At 43.0% G+C, this 16,704-nt stretch carries 15 protein-coding genes; all 15 read left to right on the top strand.

The annotated features are described in order from the left end of the window. The first annotated feature begins 103 nt into the window (after positions 1 to 103). The 15 genes from lepB (at position 104) to flgB (ending at position 16,704) form a co-directional block, all read left to right on the top strand. Positions 104 to 658, top strand: a complete 555-nt coding sequence (gene lepB, locus AC3EBE_RS15455; protein ID WP_488595937.1) for a signal peptidase I — start codon at positions 104 to 106, stop codon at positions 656 to 658. Between the two features lie 58 nt (positions 659 to 716). Continuing rightward, a complete protein-coding gene (gene ylqF, locus AC3EBE_RS15450) occupies positions 717 to 1,601 on the top strand; it encodes a ribosome biogenesis GTPase YlqF (protein ID WP_488595936.1) in 885 nt (294 codons plus the stop codon). Between the two features lie 80 nt (positions 1,602 to 1,681). Beyond that, complete coding sequence (gene rnhB, locus AC3EBE_RS15445) at positions 1,682 to 2,455, top strand: ribonuclease HII (RefSeq protein WP_488595935.1); 774 nt, start codon at positions 1,682 to 1,684, stop codon at positions 2,453 to 2,455. A 21-nt stretch (positions 2,456 to 2,476) separates the two neighbouring features. Beyond that, positions 2,477 to 4,357: a hypothetical protein gene (locus AC3EBE_RS15440; protein WP_488595934.1), complete on the top strand. Its 1,881-nt coding sequence runs from the start codon at positions 2,477 to 2,479 to the stop codon at positions 4,355 to 4,357. Continuing rightward, positions 4,354 to 4,638, top strand: a complete 285-nt coding sequence (locus tag AC3EBE_RS15435) for an EscU/YscU/HrcU family type III secretion system export apparatus switch protein (protein WP_488595933.1) — start codon at positions 4,354 to 4,356, stop codon at positions 4,636 to 4,638. The genes AC3EBE_RS15440 and AC3EBE_RS15435 overlap by 4 nt, the downstream gene beginning before the upstream one ends. 376 nt (positions 4,639 to 5,014) lie before the next feature. Beyond that, positions 5,015 to 6,175, top strand: a complete 1,161-nt coding sequence (gene sucC, locus AC3EBE_RS15430) for an ADP-forming succinate--CoA ligase subunit beta (RefSeq protein WP_488595932.1) — start codon at positions 5,015 to 5,017, stop codon at positions 6,173 to 6,175. Positions 6,176 to 6,197: 22 nt separating this feature from the next. Then, positions 6,198 to 7,100: a succinate--CoA ligase subunit alpha gene (gene sucD, locus AC3EBE_RS15425; protein WP_488595931.1), complete on the top strand. Its 903-nt coding sequence runs from the start codon at positions 6,198 to 6,200 to the stop codon at positions 7,098 to 7,100. A 139-nt stretch (positions 7,101 to 7,239) separates the two neighbouring features. Further along, positions 7,240 to 8,097 carry a DNA-processing protein DprA gene (dprA, locus tag AC3EBE_RS15420; RefSeq protein WP_488595930.1) on the top strand — a complete coding sequence of 286 codons (858 nt, stop codon included), beginning with the start codon at positions 7,240 to 7,242 and terminating at the stop codon, positions 8,095 to 8,097. A 247-nt stretch (positions 8,098 to 8,344) separates the two neighbouring features. Continuing rightward, on the top strand, positions 8,345 to 10,420 hold the full coding sequence (gene topA, locus AC3EBE_RS15415) for a type I DNA topoisomerase (protein ID WP_488595929.1): 2,076 nt from the start codon (positions 8,345 to 8,347) through the stop codon (positions 10,418 to 10,420). A 272-nt stretch (positions 10,421 to 10,692) separates the two neighbouring features. Further along, positions 10,693 to 12,000, top strand: coding sequence for an FADH(2)-oxidizing methylenetetrahydrofolate--tRNA-(uracil(54)-C(5))-methyltransferase TrmFO (gene trmFO, locus AC3EBE_RS15410; protein WP_488595928.1), 1,308 nt, complete (start codon positions 10,693 to 10,695; stop codon positions 11,998 to 12,000). Positions 12,001 to 12,060: 60 nt separating this feature from the next. Further along, positions 12,061 to 12,963: a tyrosine recombinase XerC gene (gene xerC, locus AC3EBE_RS15405; RefSeq protein ID WP_488595927.1), complete on the top strand. Its 903-nt coding sequence runs from the start codon at positions 12,061 to 12,063 to the stop codon at positions 12,961 to 12,963. 20 nt (positions 12,964 to 12,983) lie between these two features. Next, positions 12,984 to 13,526, top strand: coding sequence for an ATP-dependent protease subunit HslV (gene hslV / locus AC3EBE_RS15400; protein WP_488595926.1), 543 nt, complete (start codon positions 12,984 to 12,986; stop codon positions 13,524 to 13,526). Positions 13,527 to 13,545: 19 nt separating this feature from the next. After that, positions 13,546 to 14,949 carry an ATP-dependent protease ATPase subunit HslU gene (hslU, locus tag AC3EBE_RS15395; RefSeq protein WP_488595925.1) on the top strand — a complete coding sequence of 468 codons (1,404 nt, stop codon included), beginning with the start codon at positions 13,546 to 13,548 and terminating at the stop codon, positions 14,947 to 14,949. A 125-nt stretch (positions 14,950 to 15,074) separates the two neighbouring features. Beyond that, on the top strand, positions 15,075 to 15,854 hold the full coding sequence (gene codY, locus AC3EBE_RS15390) for a GTP-sensing pleiotropic transcriptional regulator CodY (protein ID WP_488595924.1): 780 nt from the start codon (positions 15,075 to 15,077) through the stop codon (positions 15,852 to 15,854). Between the two features lie 460 nt (positions 15,855 to 16,314). Further along, complete coding sequence (gene flgB / locus AC3EBE_RS15385; RefSeq protein WP_488595923.1) at positions 16,315 to 16,704, top strand: flagellar basal body rod protein FlgB; 390 nt, start codon at positions 16,315 to 16,317, stop codon at positions 16,702 to 16,704.

Here is a 16,704-nt window from a genome sequence, read left to right as displayed (position 1 = left end):
AATTTATGAAAAAAATAATTGCCCATCGTGTTTATCTTGTCTGACTTATGTAAAATAAGGTTATGTACTCATACAACATATATTGTGGAATGGTGGGAAAAGAATGGTCGAAAAGAAGAAAAACGAGTTATGGGAATGGACAAAGGCGCTTCTGATCGCTGTCCTGCTTGCAGCAGTCATCCGATACTTTTTATTTGCGCCGATCGTCGTTGATGGGCTCTCGATGATGCCGACGCTACATGACCAGGATCGTATGATTGTCAACAAATTAAGCTATAAAGTAGGCGAGCCGGACCGGTTTGATATCATTGTCTTTCATGCTCCAGAAAACAAGGATTACATAAAAAGGGTAATTGGTTTGCCCGGGGATACCGTAGAGTATAAAAATGACACCCTTTATATCAATGGCAAAGCATATCCTGAACCTTACTTGGAAGAATATAAAAAACAGCTGATTGACGGGCCGTTAACCGAGCCGTTCACGCTCGAAGAAAAAATCGGCAGGTCCACGGTACCTGAAGGGGAACTTTTTGTGATGGGTGACAACAGACGCTTCAGCAAGGATAGCCGCCATATTGGCACAGTTCCGTTTGAAAAGGTGCTGGGAAAGACCAACGTCATCTACTGGCCAATTGATGATATTCGCACAATTGACTAAACATTGCCTTGCTGTTTCAAGCAGAGAAGGCTGGCAAAATAGATAGGAGGTGGCTGCTTTGACGATCCAGTGGTTTCCAGGCCATATGGCCAAGGCTCGCAGAGAGGTCACAGAAAAATTAAAGCTCGTTGATGTAATATTTGAATTAGTAGATGCCAGAATTCCCTACTCATCCAGAAATCCGATGATTGATGAAATCATTCAGCACAAACCGAGAATCGTGCTCTTGAATAAGGCGGATATGGCTGATAAGGCCGTTACAGAAGAGTGGCTCCGTTTTTACAGGGAAAAAGGGATTACAGCGCTGGCAATCAATTCCCAGGCCGGCACTGGCTTAAAGCAGATTGTCCAGGAGTCAAAGGTGCTTCTGAAGGATAAATTTGACCGGTTAAAGTCCAAGGGAGTCAAACCACGAGCGATTCGGGCAATGATAGTAGGCATCCCGAATGCCGGAAAATCAACTCTCATCAATAGACTTGCAGGCAAGAACATTGCCCAGACCGGGAACAGGCCTGGTGTTACGAAGGCCCAGCAGTGGATTAAAGTCGGCAAGGAATTAGAGCTATTAGATACTCCAGGGATTCTTTGGCCTAAATTTGAGGACCAGGAAGTCGGGGTCAAGCTTGCCGTGACAGGAGCCATCAAGGATACGATCCTCAACCTTCAGGACCTGGCGGTATTTGCTTTACGATTCCTCGAAAAGCATTATCCTGAACGGCTTCAGGAAAGATACAAGCTGGCTGAACTGCCTGAAGATATTGTTGAGCTCTTTGACAAAATCGGTGACTTCCGCGGCTGCCGGATGCCAGGTGGATATGTGGATTACGATAAGGTTGCTGAACTTGTGATCCGGGAAATCCGTACTGAAAAATTAGGGCCGTTATCATTCGAGCGTCCTGAAGATTTGATTCTATCAGATAATACAGTGGAAAATGAAGAATAAAGGTCCTGATTCCAGGGCCTTTATTTTTCGTTTGAATCGCCGATACATAAAAGTGTAGAGCAGTTTAGGAGAATGGACTAATGGAAAAATGGACTATAGAACAAATAGAAAAGAAATTACTTGCTGATGAATTTATCGAAGAGGAGTTTCTTCACAGCCTTCGTCACGATGGCCGCAAAGGAGTTCAAAGAATACTGGCGAAGTGGGAAAGACAAACCCAGCTGAAAAAGCAGCTCCATGACCAATTCATCAGTATGAGTACCTTTGAAATTCAATATAGGGCAGAAGGCTACAATTTTATAGCCGGAATTGATGAAGCGGGACGAGGGCCGCTTGCCGGTCCGGTAGTGGCAGGTGCAGTCATCCTGCCTGAGGGTTTTTATCTGCCTGGCCTTAATGATTCGAAGAAACTGCCTGAAGTAAAGAGAGAAGAATTTTATGAAGTGATCATGGAGAACGCGCTGGCAGCAGAGGTTGCGATTATTGATGCAGGGGTAATTGACGCTATTAATATTCTGCAGGCAACAAAAAAAGCAATGATGAGCGCTGTAAGCCAATTAAGCGTATCACCTGATTTTCTTTTAGTAGATGCAGTCAAATTGGATGTTCCCTATCCGTCTGAGGCATTGATCAAAGGAGATGCGCGAAGTATTTCAATTGCGGCTGCTTCCATTCTTGCCAAAGTCACCAGAGATCGAATCATGAAGAAATTAAGCCTTGAATATCCACAATATGGATTCGACGCGAACATGGGTTATGGGACAGCAGAGCATTTAAAAGCAATCAAGGAATTTGGGGTTACTCCTTATCACCGAAAAACCTTTGCACCCATCAAAGATACAGTACTGCAATGAATTTGAAAAAGCAGGTGGAGCATGGAAACAGGAGCACTGCAAACCTTTTTTAACCAAAATCTGACACAGGCTGTAAAGACGTCCTCATTGCGGCCCGGGCAGATTATCAACGGGAAAATAGTAAAGCTTTTCCCTGACCAGATAGCTGAAATTCAAATAGGCAGCCAAAAGATGGTTGCCCAGCTGGAAATACCTCTGTCTGCGAATGAACGGTACTGGTTTCAGGTACAGCCAGGCGAGGGCAAGGTAAGGCTCAGGGTATTGGCTGCAGGCGCCGAGGACGGAAAGCAGCAGGAAGGCCTTAGCCGGATCTTGAACGAATTTGGATTGCAGCCAACCAAGGAAAACCTGGAGCTAGCCAGGTACTTTCTTAAGGAACAGCTGCCGGTAAATCGGGAAATGATTCAGCAGGCAGCTGAATGGCTGAAAAGCGCAAATCCGCGAAGTGCTGGGCTTGAAACAGTGAACATGATCTTATCACGTGGACTGCCATTCTCCGAGGCTGCATACACGGCTTTATATACTTCGAATAAGCAGCCTTCGCTTATACTTTTAATGGATCAGCTGCTGAAGGAATTAGATCGTAATCCAGCGGTCGAGGCCGGAAACAGTGTAAAAAAGCTTCTAAACAATTATATTCCTTCTAATCAACAAATGGTTTCTCGCCATGCTTTAGGCGAGCTTGCTGTTTCATGGCTGAATGATGAAACAGAGGGGCAGGTAGCATTGAGGATCTTGCAGCACATGCCCTCCTTCCCCGTAAAAGGAAGCGAGGAAGCAGTGCTCCAGCAGGTGCTGAGATCCCTACAAAGGCTTGGTAATGATGAGACCTTGCCCGGTCCCTTAAAGGTGCTCGGCAGCTTAAATGCAGCCCTCCAGACTCACGGCGAGTCAGCAATCAGAAGCTTGCTTGCCAGACTCATTTCAGCCTCCCCGGATTCCGCAGAGGTCACAGGGCTTTCTGATGGTTTAACATCTTTATTTACAAGCCAGGAAGCCGAAGGGCAGAATAGAGGCAATCAAGAAGGACAGCTGGCGTTAAAACAGCTGCTTGCCAGGTTGGTCGATCAAGAAGATCCAGAGTCTCTGGTGCGGAGCTTATCGCTGCTGCTAGGCATGAATCTTGATGATGTTGGTGAAGAATTGATGATGCATACTGAAAGAGGACGCCATTCATCAGTCCTTACTGAACAGGAGGCAGTCCTGCTGGCTAAGTCAGTTTCAAATGCTGAGCAAAAGATCGCTCTTTCGGAACCAGGCGAATCCGTTCTTTCTCCTGCCAAGATCAAGAGTTTTCTAACATCGCTGGGGCTTTCATATGAACATCAGCTTGCAGCAGCCTTAAAGGGGTCATGGGAAGAAAGAGAAGCTACCGCGGATTTATTAAAGCCGCAGCTGATAAAATTAATAAACGATAATCCCCCGCAAGCAGTTAAAGATGCTGCTGAACAGCTGTTAAACAAAATTACCGGGTACCAGCTGCTTTCGCAGGAAATGGGGCCGATCCAGCAATTAATCGTTCAAATTCCATTTATAGTCAGCGGACAGATGAGCGATATTACGATGCAATGGAGCGGCAAAAAAACGGAGGACGGAAAAATTGATGCAGATTATTGCCGCGTTCTCCTTTATCTGAATCTCGAAAACCTGAACGAAACAATCATTGACATTCAGGTACAGAACCGAGTAATCAGCATTCAGGTATTCAATCAGAACCCGGATTTAAAACAAATGTCAGAACAGCTATTTCCTGTCCTGAAAGAGAGGCTTGCCAGCATCGATTATCAGCTGTCATCTGTGAGCTTCCAGATGCCCGGCATCCTAAAAGCTGGCAGCGATAATAAAAGGCTGGCACAACTGTACGGAAAAAAAGAATACAGCAGGATGGATATTAAAATATGAAACCTTCTAAAACTATAAGAAAAACAGCTGTAGCCCTGGGGTATGATCCTGCCAGCCATGATGCCCCAAAGGTCACAGCGAAGGGGAAGGGCCTTGTTGCCGAACAGATTATCGAAAAAGCGAGGGAACATGATATACCCGTTCAGGAGGATCCCTCGCTGGTAGAGGTCCTCAGCCAGCTTGAGCTGAACGAGCGGATTCCTGAGCAATTATACCAGGCAGTGGCAGAGGTATTCTCATTTATCTATCGCCTGGATAAAAAGGCAGGAAAAGGTGAATAGTCGTTGTCAGCTGGTTTTTTAGGTGAAGCAGCAGCTCAGTATCCAAATCTATTAAATTAAGTTAATTTTATTTTCCGGCTGGAAATTAAAAGAAAGAAAATAGTTTTTTTGAAATAATTTTATTGTTTAAAAGCCGGGAAACATTGTCATCCCGGCTTTTGTTTGCCAACAATGCAGTGCTGAAACCTTTTTTGCAATATTGAAAATGGCAAAATATTTAAATCATAAAGGTAGACAATCAATATTTCATTATATAAAATGAAAGCGCAGTCTATTTTTTAAAAATTTAAATGAATGATAATTTCTACTTAGAAAGCTGAAGATGTAGGTTTTTAAGTACCTGCAGGAGCCTTTCTAATAGATAGGAGGATGGGAAATGAATGTCCATGAGTATCAAGGAAAAGAAATCCTCAGGAATTATGGGGTAAAAGTACCGAATGGCAAGGTTGCTTTTACTGTTGAGGAAGCTGTAGAAGCAGCAAAAGAGCTTGGTTCATCTGTTTGTGTTGTAAAAGCTCAGATCCATGCCGGCGGAAGGGGTAAAGCTGGCGGGGTTAAGGTTGCAAAGAACCTTGACGAAGTGCGTACATATGCAACTGAAATCTTAGGCAAGACATTGGTTACTCACCAGACTGGTCCAGAAGGCAAGGAAGTTAAGCGCCTGCTGATCGAAGAAGGCTGCGACATCAAGAAAGAGTACTATGTTGGACTAGTTCTTGACCGTGCCACTTCACGTGTTGTCCTGATGGCTTCTGAAGAAGGCGGAACAGAAATCGAAGAGGTTGCTGAAGCAACTCCTGAGAAAATCTTCAAGGAAGAAATCGATCCTGTTTTAGGCTTGATGCCTTATCAGGCACGCCGCATCGCATTCAATATCAACATCCCTAAAGAGCTTGTGAACCAGGCTGTTAAGTTCATGATGGGCTTATATAACGCATATATCGACAAAGACTGCTCAATCGCAGAGATCAACCCATTGGTTGTCACTGGTGATGGCCAGGTAATGGCACTTGACGCTAAATTAAACTTTGATTCCAATGCTTTATACCGCCAAAAGGCTGTCCTTGAATACCGTGACCTTGAGGAAGAGGATCCGAAGGAAATCGAAGCATCCAAGTATGACTTGAGCTATATTTCACTTGATGGAAATATCGGCTGCATGGTTAACGGTGCTGGTCTTGCTATGGCTACAATGGATATCGTCAAGCATTACGGCGGAGACCCTGCCAACTTCCTTGATGTTGGGGGCGGCGCAACTGCAGAAAAAGTAACTGAAGCATTTAAAATCATCCTTTCAGATCCGAATGTTAAAGGTATCTTCGTTAATATCTTCGGTGGAATCATGAAGTGTGACGTCATCGCTACAGGTGTAGTAGAGGCAGCCAAGCAGGTTGGCCTTGAAGTACCGCTTGTAGTACGTCTTGAAGGTACGAATGTTGATCTTGGAAAACAGATTCTTAATGAGTCTGGCTTGAACATCATCGCTGCAGAATCAATGGCAGACGGTGCTGAAAAAATCGTTTCATTAGTTAAGTAGGATCGAAAGGAGAGAATTTGACGTGAGCGTATTCATTAATAAAGATACAAAGGTCATTGTTCAAGGTATTACGGGTTCTACAGCCCTTTTCCATACAAAACAAATGCTTGAATATGGTACAAAAATTGTTGGAGGAACATCTCCTGGCAAAGGCGGTACTGAAGTAGAAGGCGTTCCGGTATTCAACACTGTCAAAGAAGCTGTTGAAGCTACTGGTGCGAACGCTTCTGTCATTTATGTGCCAGCGCCATTCGCTGCAGATGCAATCGTAGAAGCAGTGGATGCAGAATTGGATTTGGCAATCTGTATCACTGAACACATTCCAGTTCTTGATATGGTTAAAGTGAAGCGCTACATGGAAGGCAGGAAAACTCGCCTTGTAGGCCCTAACTGCCCTGGTGTCATTACTCCGGATGAGTGCAAAATCGGTATCATGCCTGGATATATCCATACTAAAGGGCATGTAGGTGTTGTATCACGCTCTGGAACATTGACATATGAGGCAGTTCATCAATTAACACAAGCAGGAATCGGCCAATCTACCGCAGTAGGGATCGGCGGAGACCCTGTAAACGGAACCAACTTCATCGATGTCCTTAAGGCATTCAATGAAGATCCTGAAACATACGCTGTCATCATGATCGGTGAAATCGGCGGAACTGCAGAGGAAGAAGCAGCTGAGTGGGTCAAGGCAAATATGACCAAGCCAGTTGTCGGCTTCATTGGCGGCAGAACTGCACCTCCTGGTAAGCGCATGGGCCATGCCGGAGCGATTATTTCTGGCGGAAAAGGAACAGCTGATGAAAAGATCCGCGTTATGAATGAGTGCGGCATTAAGGTTGCAGACACTCCTTCTGTAATGGGTGAAACATTAATCAGCGCATTGAAGGAACAAGGTCTATACGAAAAGTGTAAAACTCACTAGAAAGCGGCGGCGACCGCTTAGCTTCAGCATGCATTGGAGTTAGGTGCCGCGGTCGGGCAGCTTCTGGTATAGAAGATAAACAGTCCCTCTTCATAGAGGGGCTGTTTATTATCCACTAAATTGCACTGGAGGAAAAAATGTGGATCAGCTTAATAGAATATTAATCGAGCTCGTTCATCAAGAGAACAGCTGGAAGTATATATTTTCCATCCTTAAATCGGAGTCTTTATTAGATAATATATATGAAGAAAGTCATTCATTTTCCTGTACTCCGCAAAAATACCGCAAGCCTAAAAGCAGGCATCAACAGATTTCCATCGACAAACTTCTTGAAGAATATTCCGCACAAAACATCCGCATTATTACCTTTTTCGACAGCCACTATCCTCAAAACCTCAAAACGATTTACCAGCCTCCGTGGGTGCTTTTTGCCAAAGGGGACATTTCTCTGCTAAACTCCCAAAAAAGCCTTGCTGTAGTAGGGTCACGAGACGCAAGCGAGTATGGAACTGCCGCGATTGAATATCTGTTTCCAGAATTAATTAAGAGCCAGACTGTTATTGTCAGCGGGCTGGCAAAAGGAATCGATTCCCATGCACATAAGGCAGCGATCAGGCTTGGAGGGAAAACAATCGGTGTTATCGCTGGAGGGTTTAATAACATCTATCCAAAGGAAAATATAAAATTAGCACAATATATGATGCAAAATCATTTAATTGTCTCTGAATATCCTCCGCACGCCAGGCCAGAGAAATGGCATTTCCCCATGCGGAACAGGATTATCGGCGGATTGGCCAAAGGAACTCTGGTAATTGAAGCACGAGAGCGAAGCGGCTCCCTTATTACCGCAGAATTTGCTTTGAACGAAGGACGGGAAGTCTTTGCTGTTCCTGGGAGCATTCTGTCTCCCCATTCAGAAGGTGTACATGAATTAATTCAGCAGGGCGCAAAGCTGATAAAAAATTCAGGGGAGATTTTGGAGGAACTGATAACTTAATGTGGAATTATATTGAAAAATCGATATATAATTCAATAAAAATAGCTTTTTAACAAGTTTTTCTTGTGTTTGAACAAAATTTATTACAAAAAGGTTGAAATAATTTTCATTCTGTTATACATTTTGCATCAGGTATTTTAAAATACGCAAATAAGTTGAAAACGTTTACTTTACGGCATTATTTGACAATATTAAGTGTAGTAGACAATAATAGTGATAATTTTATCCCTCTAAGGAGGACAACTGGATGTCAGAGTTTTTAGTAATCGTTGAGTCGCCGGCAAAGGCGAAGACGATTGAGCGTTATCTTGGAAAGAAGTATAAAGTGAAAGCCTCGATGGGCCATTTGATTGATTTGCCTAAGAGCCAGATGGGTGTCGATACAGAAAATAATTATAATCCTAAATATATTACAATCAGGGGCAAGGGCCCTGTTTTAAAAGAATTGAAGTCGGCTGCAAAAAAAGCAAAAAAAGTTTTTCTCGCGGCTGACCCCGACAGAGAAGGAGAGGCAATTGCCTGGCACCTTGCCCACAGTCTTGATGTTGATGTGAATTCGGACTGCAGGGTTGTTTTTAACGAAATCACCAAGGATGCCATCAAGGAATCTTTTAAACATCCGCGAGCCATCAATATGAATCTTGTGGATGCTCAGCAGGCTCGCCGTGTGCTAGACAGGCTTGTTGGCTACAATATCAGTCCTATTCTTTGGAAGAAAGTTAAAAAAGGTCTTAGCGCTGGCCGTGTTCAATCTGTTGCGATGAGGATGATCATAGACAGGGAAAATGAAATCAAGGCATTTGTACCAGAGGAATATTGGACAATCGGCGCTGATTTTTTAAAGGGAAAGGCAGCATTTGAAGCTTCCTTTTATGGAGTTGGTTCCGAAAAAGTGGAACTGAAGTCCGAGGAAGAAGTCAATAATGTCCTTAAGCAAATCAAGGGAAATAAATTCACCGTTGCATCAGTGACGAAAAAGGAACGGAAGCGTAATGCTTCTCCTCCATTCATTACATCTTCCTTACAGCAGGAAGCTGCACGGAAGCTGAACTTCAGGGCGAAAAAGACGATGATGCTCGCTCAGCAGCTGTATGAAGGCATTGATTTGGGCAAGGAAGGAACGGTTGGTTTAATTACTTACATGAGAACAGACTCCACCAGGATTTCGGAAATTGCCCAGACGGAAGCCCGTCAGTATATTACTTCAGAGTTTGGCGAGAAGTTTGTGCAGACAGAACCGAAAAAAGAGAAAAAACAGACCAACGCCCAGGATGCCCACGAAGCGATCAGGCCGACAAGCGCAGTCAGGGTCCCGGAGTCATTGAAGGAATTTTTATCAAGAGATCAGTTAAGACTCTACAAGCTGATTTGGGAACGATTTATCGCGAGCCAGATGTCGCCAGCTATCATGGACACTATGAGCGTTGACCTGAAAAATGGAGATGTAACGTTCAGGGCAACTGGTTCAAAAGTGAAATTCCCTGGCTTCATGAAGGTTTATGTAGAAGGGTCTGATGACCAGGTAGAAGAAAAGGATCGGCTGCTGCCTGATTTAAAGGAAGGCGACGAGGTGCTCAAGAAAGATATTGAACCGAAGCAGCACTTCACTCAGCCGCCTCCAAGGTATACCGAAGCAAGGCTTGTCAGGACCCTTGAAGAACTCGGTATCGGCCGTCCATCAACATATGCCCCTACATTGGATACGATTCAAAAGCGCGGGTATGTGTCCCTGGACAATAAACGCTTTGTGCCCACAGAATTGGGAGAAATCGTCCATGGCTTGATCGAAGAATTTTTCCCGGATATCCTCGACCTCGAATTCACTGCCAAGATGGAACAAGATCTTGATAATGTCGAAGATGGAAAGGTAAACTGGGTCAAAATCATAGATGGATTTTATCGTGATTTTGAAAAACACCTTGAAATCGCTGAAAAAGAAATGCAGGAAATCGAAATCAAGGATGAACCGGCCGGTGAGGATTGTGATCAGTGCGGCAGCGCAATGGTATTTAAAATGGGACGGTACGGCAAATTCATGGCGTGCAGCAATTTTCCGGATTGCCGAAATACAAAAGCAATCGTCAAGGATATCGGTGTTAAATGTCCTAAATGTGAAGAAGGCAATATCATCGAAAGGAAGAGCAAAAAGCGCCGCATCTTTTATGGCTGCGACCGTTTCCCTGAATGCGATTTCCTCTCATGGGATAAGCCACTAGCACGTAAATGCCCTAAATGTGACAAATTGCTTGTGGAGAAGAAGCTTAAAAAAGGCGTACAGGTTCAATGTACCGAATGCGATTATAAAGAAGAACCACAAAGCTAGAGTGAGCCAGAGGCTCACTCTTTGTTTTTTGGGAAATTAAGGATTGGTAGAAAACTATCCTGAATGAAAAGAGATCTTTTTTTAATAAAACAAGCGCATAATGAAACTTTTTTCTTTATTTTTCGTAAAGTAAAGTGCAAAATGATACAAGTAAAAGGGCAAAGTAAATAAGGTTGAAGTATATAATAGAAGATTTATGTACAGGCAGATGGTATAATAATTCTTTTGGTTTACCATTGAACTATTTTTTACAGCTAATGGAGGCAATAGATATGACTGAAGCAACTGTAAATGTCGTGGGTGCTGGCCTTGCAGGAAGTGAAGCAGCATGGCAGCTGGCCCAAAGAGGCATTAAAGTGAAATTATATGAAATGAGGCCAGTCAAGCAGACACCGGCCCACCACACCGATAAATTTGCTGAACTAGTATGCAGCAATTCCCTGCGTGCGAACACACTGACAAATGCAGTAGGTGTATTAAAGGAAGAAATGCGTATTCTTGATTCTGTCATCATCGGAGCAGCAGATGCTTGTGCAGTTCCTGCTGGAGGAGCGCTGGCAGTTGACCGCCACGAGTTTGCGGCATTAGTGACGGAACGTGTTAAAAAGCATCCAAATGTCACGGTAATTAATGAAGAAATTACTCGAATTCCAGAAGGGCCTACAGTAATTGCTACAGGTCCATTAACAAGCGCTGCTTTATCCGAACAATTAAAGGAGTTAACCGGCGAGGAATATCTTTATTTCTATGATGCTGCAGCTCCGATAATTGAAAAAGACAGCATTGATATGGATAAGGTGTACCTTAAATCCAGATACGATAAAGGGGAAGCTGCTTACTTGAATTGCCCAATGACTGAAGAGGAATTTGACCGATTTTATGAAGCGTTGATCTCCGCTGAAACAGTGCCGTTGAAGGAATTTGAAAAGGAAATCTTCTTTGAGGGCTGTATGCCTATAGAGGTTATGGCACAGAGGGGACGCAAGACAATGCTATTTGGTCCTTTGAAGCCTGTAGGCCTTGAAGATCCGAAAACAGGCAAGCGTCCTTATGCAGTAGTTCAGCTGCGCCAGGATGATGCTGCAGGAACTCTGTATAATATTGTCGGTTTCCAGACTCATTTAAAGTGGGGCCCGCAAAAAGAAGTACTACAGCTGATTCCCGGACTGGAAAATGCTGAGATTGTCAGATATGGAGTCATGCACAGAAATACGTTTATCAACTCACCGAAGGTATTAAATGCAACCTACCAGTTCAGGAACAGGGATGACCTTTTCTTTGCTGGACAAATGACAGGTGTTGAAGGATATGTAGAATCTGCTGCAAGCGGCCTTATTGCCGGAATCAATGCGGCAAGGCTTGTTATGGGAGAGGAACCTGTTGAATTCCCTCATGAAACTGCAATGGGCAGCATGGCTCGTTATATAACAACGACGAATGCAAAGAACTTCCAGCCAATGAACGCAAACTTCGGGCTCTTTCCTGAGCTGCCTGAAAAAATTCGCGGTAAACAGGAACGGAATGAAAAACATGCTAACAGAGCATTAGAAACAATTCAGAAATTTGTGAAAAATTTGTAATTTTTATTGCGAGGGCTATGTAAATATGATACTATTTAGTAGCCCTTGTGAGGTGAAAAAATGGATGTAAATGTGAACAATTCTTTAAAGATATTTATTGAATATTTACAAATTGAAAAGAATTACTCACAATATACAATTGAACATTATCAGCATGATATTAGGGAGTTTTTTTTGTTCATGTCTGAACAAGGAATTGAACGCCTGGATAATGTCGAGTACTCAGATACGAGAATTTACCTTACCAAATTATTCAATCAGCAGCTATCACGAAAATCAGTAGCAAGGAAAATATCCTGTATGAGAAGCTTTTATAAATTTCTTCTGCGGGAAAAACAGGTGGAAGACAATCCTTTTTCTCTTGTATCCATTCCAAAGCTTGAAAAGCGCCTGCCAGACTTCTTTTATGAAGAGGAGCTCTCAGAGCTTTTTAAAGCCTGTGAAACTGAAACTGTTCTTGGTAAAAGGAATAAGGCTCTGCTTGAATTGCTTTATGCTACAGGGATCCGTGTAGGGGAATGCTCCAAAATCCAGCTTAAAGATTTAGATTTATCGCTGTCAACGGTTTTGGTGCATGGAAAAAGGAGAAAAGAAAGGTATGTACCTTTCGGCAGTTTCGCCCATGACGCTCTTGAAGATTACATATTGAATGGGAGAAAGGATCTTCTAAAGGAAAAAGAGGATCACGGCTATTTATTTTTGAATTTTCGCGGCGGGCCGCTTACGGATCGAGGAATACGTGAAATATTGAATAAATTGATTGAACAATCTGCTTTAACGGGAAAAATACACCCGCATAAACTGCGCCATTCTTTTGCCACTCATATGATGAGCAATGGTGCGGATATGAGGACAGTACAAGAATTGCTTGGCCATGCGTTCCTTTCTTCGACGCAGGTCTATACGCATGTAACAAAAGAACATTTACGAAATATTTATTTGTCACATCACCCGAGGGCTTAAGCCAGAAGGAGGACGAAAAGATGTCAGAATTCCATTCTACCACGATATTTGCTGTACAGCATAAAGGCCAGTGTGCCATGTCAGGCGATGGCCAGGTAACCTTTGGGAATGCTGTAGTGATGAAACACACAGCGAAGAAGGTCCGTAAGTTGTTTAATGGGAAAGTGATAGCTGGTTTTGCAGGTTCAGTTGCTGATGCATTCACATTATTTGAAATGTTTGAAGGCAAGCTTGAGGAGTATAATGGAAATCTTCAGCGGGCAGCAGTAGAACTTGCCAAGGAGTGGCGAAGCGATAAGGTGCTAAGGAAACTTGAAGCAATGCTGATTGTTATGAATGAGAAAGACATGCTGCTGATCTCAGGGACAGGTGAAGTCATCGAGCCTGATGATGGCATTTTGGCTATCGGTTCTGGCGGCAATTATGCCTTGTCTGCAGGCAGAGCGCTTAAGTCGTATGCAGGCGATCATTTGACTGCAAAGGAAATTGCGAAAGCTTCACTGGAAATAGCAGCTGACATTTGCGTATACACGAATCACAATATCATTGTAGAAGAACTGTAACGGAAAAGGAGTGTTTAGATTGAAACAAACAACCAATTTAACTCCAAGGCAAATCGTGGAAAGGCTGGATCAATACATTGTCGGCCAAAAGGATGCTAAAAAAGCTGTTGCAGTAGCTTTGAGAAACAGATATCGCCGAGGCTTGCTGGCTGAAAATATTCGGGATGAGGTAATTCCGAAGAATATTCTGATGATCGGACCTACAGGGGTAGGGAAAACTGAGATTGCAAGGAGAATGGCAAAGCTGGTAGGCGCGCCTTTTGTTAAGGTGGAGGCAACTAAGTTCACTGAAGTTGGCTATGTTGGCCGCGATGTAGAATCAATGGTAAGAGACCTTGTTGAAACTTCCATCAGGCTCGTTAAAGAAGAAAAGATGCAGCGTGTCAAGGAGCCTGCCGAAGACAATGCGAATCGCCGTTTAGTAGAACTGCTTGTACCTTCTGCCAAAAAATCAGTGAATTATAAGAATCCACTGGAAATGCTGTTTGGAGGTGCTGGCCAGCAGGAGCAGGAATCCAGCCAGACAGAGGATTTGGGTTTATATGAAAAACGGAAAGTCATCAAGCAGAAGCTTGAATTAGGTGAATTGGAAGATGAACTGATAACAGTCGAGGTGGAAGAACAGGCCCCTTCGATGTTTGATATGCTTCAGGGCTCCGGGATGGAACAGATGGGCATGAATATGCAGGACGCTCTGAGCGGTTTGATGCCAAAGAAACGGAAAAAACGCAAACTGCCTGTCCGTGAAGCCCGTAAAGTTTTAATCAATGAAGAAGCCCAAAAACTGATTGATATGGATGAAGTGACACAGGAAGCAACGTATCGTGCTGAGCAGGCAGGTATCATTTTCATCGACGAAATTGACAAGATTGCCAGCAAGAATTCCGGAGGATCGAGTGCCGATGTATCTCGTGAAGGTGTCCAGCGGGACATTCTGCCTGTTGTCGAGGGTTCAACGGTCAATACAAAATATGGCCCTGTGAAGACTGACCATATTTTATTTATTGCCGCCGGGGCCTTCCATATGGCTAAGCCGTCAGATTTAATACCTGAATTGCAGGGACGCTTCCCGATCAGGGTTGAACTTACGAAGCTGACTGTGGAGGACTTTTATCGGATTCTCGTTGAGCCGGACAACGCCTTAACGAAACAATATCAAGCATTATTGGAAACAGAAGGTATACAAATTGAATTTTCTGACGATGCTATTCGTAAGATTGCAGAAGTAGCTTATGAAGTGAACCAGAATACCGACAATATCGGTGCCAGAAGACTCCAGACCATCCTTGAAAAGCTGCTGGAGGATCTTAGCTTTGAAGCGCCTGACATCAATCTGGAGAAGGTTGCGATCACTCCGCAGTATGTGGAAGAAAAGCTTGGCGCGATCTCCAGGGACAAAGATTTAAGCCAGTTCATATTGTAGTGTTTACCGTTTTAATGCATACGCAAAGGGGTAGACAAGTAAAGATTGCCCATAACGGTGTATTTAAAACTGGCCAGTAAAATAGAATATGTAATTTGTGTTGAAGCAAATAGGAGGAAGAAACAATGGACTTACTAACTAAAACGAGAAAGATTAATGCACTGCTCCAAAAAGCTGCAGGCAAGCCAGTTAACTTCAAAGAAATGTCAGAAACACTAAGTGAAGTAATCGAAGCTAATATTTTCGTCGTCAGCAGACGCGGAAAGCTTTTAGGCTTTGCTATCAATCAGCAAATTGAAAACGAGCGTATGGTAAAAATGCTTGAAGACAGACAGTTTCCAGAGGAATATACAAAGAATCTATTCAACATTCAGGAAACATCCCCTAATCTTGATGTGAACAGTGAATACACAGCGTTCCCGGTTGAAAATAAGGACCTGTTCAAGAATGGATTAACTACAATCGTTCCTATTATTGGAGGCGGTGAACGCCTTGGAACATTGATCCTGGCTCGCCTTGAGGAGCAGTTCCATGATGATGACCTGATTCTTGGTGAATATGGCGCTACAGTAGTAGGCATGGAAATCCTGCGCGAAAAAGCAGAAGAAATTGAAGATGAAGCCCGCAGCAAAGCGGTAGTTCAAATGGCGATCAGTTCACTTTCCTACAGTGAGCTTGAAGCGATTGAACATATCTTTGAAGAGCTTAACGGCAGGGAAGGGCTTTTGGTTGCATCGAAAATTGCCGACCGTGTAGGAATTACCCGCTCTGTAATTGTCAACGCCCTTCGTAAGCTGGAAAGTGCTGGTGTCATTGAGTCCCGCTCACTTGGCATGAAGGGAACTTACATTAAGGTCCTGAACGACAAGTTCTTATTTGAACTAGAAAAACTTAAAAGCAACTAATTATTAATATGTAAAAACCCGTTGGTTGTCCAACGGGTTTTTTTTATGCAGTTAGCTAGTTATTTATTACAAAATGATTTCGAAATTTTTACATAAATAACATCTCTTTATGTAATTTCTTCCATTTTAATACCTTAAATTACCTCATACCCCATTGGGTTTAATGAGTAAAAAGAACTAAATTGTCGAAAAACAAGATTGTAAGTTTAATTCATTTCAACTATAACATGGAAAAAAAGATAAGGAATTTTGTAATGAATACAAGGAAAATACATTAAAAGTAATATTTATAGTCCTTTTTACCTGATTATTAAAATGAGCCGTTTTCACGAGAAAAATTAACCGAAAGGACATAGACAGTTTATTTCAGATTCTTTACAATTAGGTGTATATGACGGGATTCACCAAAGAATTACAAAATTCAGCAAAAGATCAATGAACAGCTGAGGAGTGAAAAAAGTTGAAGTTGTTTTCAAATACGATATCGACGCTTGAGCATGCATTAAATTATTCATCCATGAAACAGAAGGTCGTGTCGCAAAATATTGCGAATGTCGATACACCGAATTATAAAGCGAAAGATGTCAGCTTCAAAGCAGCATTCGAGCAGGCGATGGGAAACAACATTGAAGCCTATAAGTCTGACAGCCGCCATCTTGATTTTACAGGCAAAAGCTCCATGCCAGGTGTAGTTAGTAGGAACCTCAACTACAATGAAAATGGCAACAGCGTTGACCTGGACAAAGAAATGTCTGATCTTGCTACTAACCAGATTTATTACAATGCTTTGACAGAAAGGATTAACGGGAAATTCAATTCCCTCCAATCCGTTATACGAGGTGGGAAATAA

The organism is Mesobacillus sp. (genome assembly GCF_057785455.1).
Note: the sequence above shows the minus strand (reverse complement) of the source record. Positions and strands in the feature narration are given on the sequence as shown.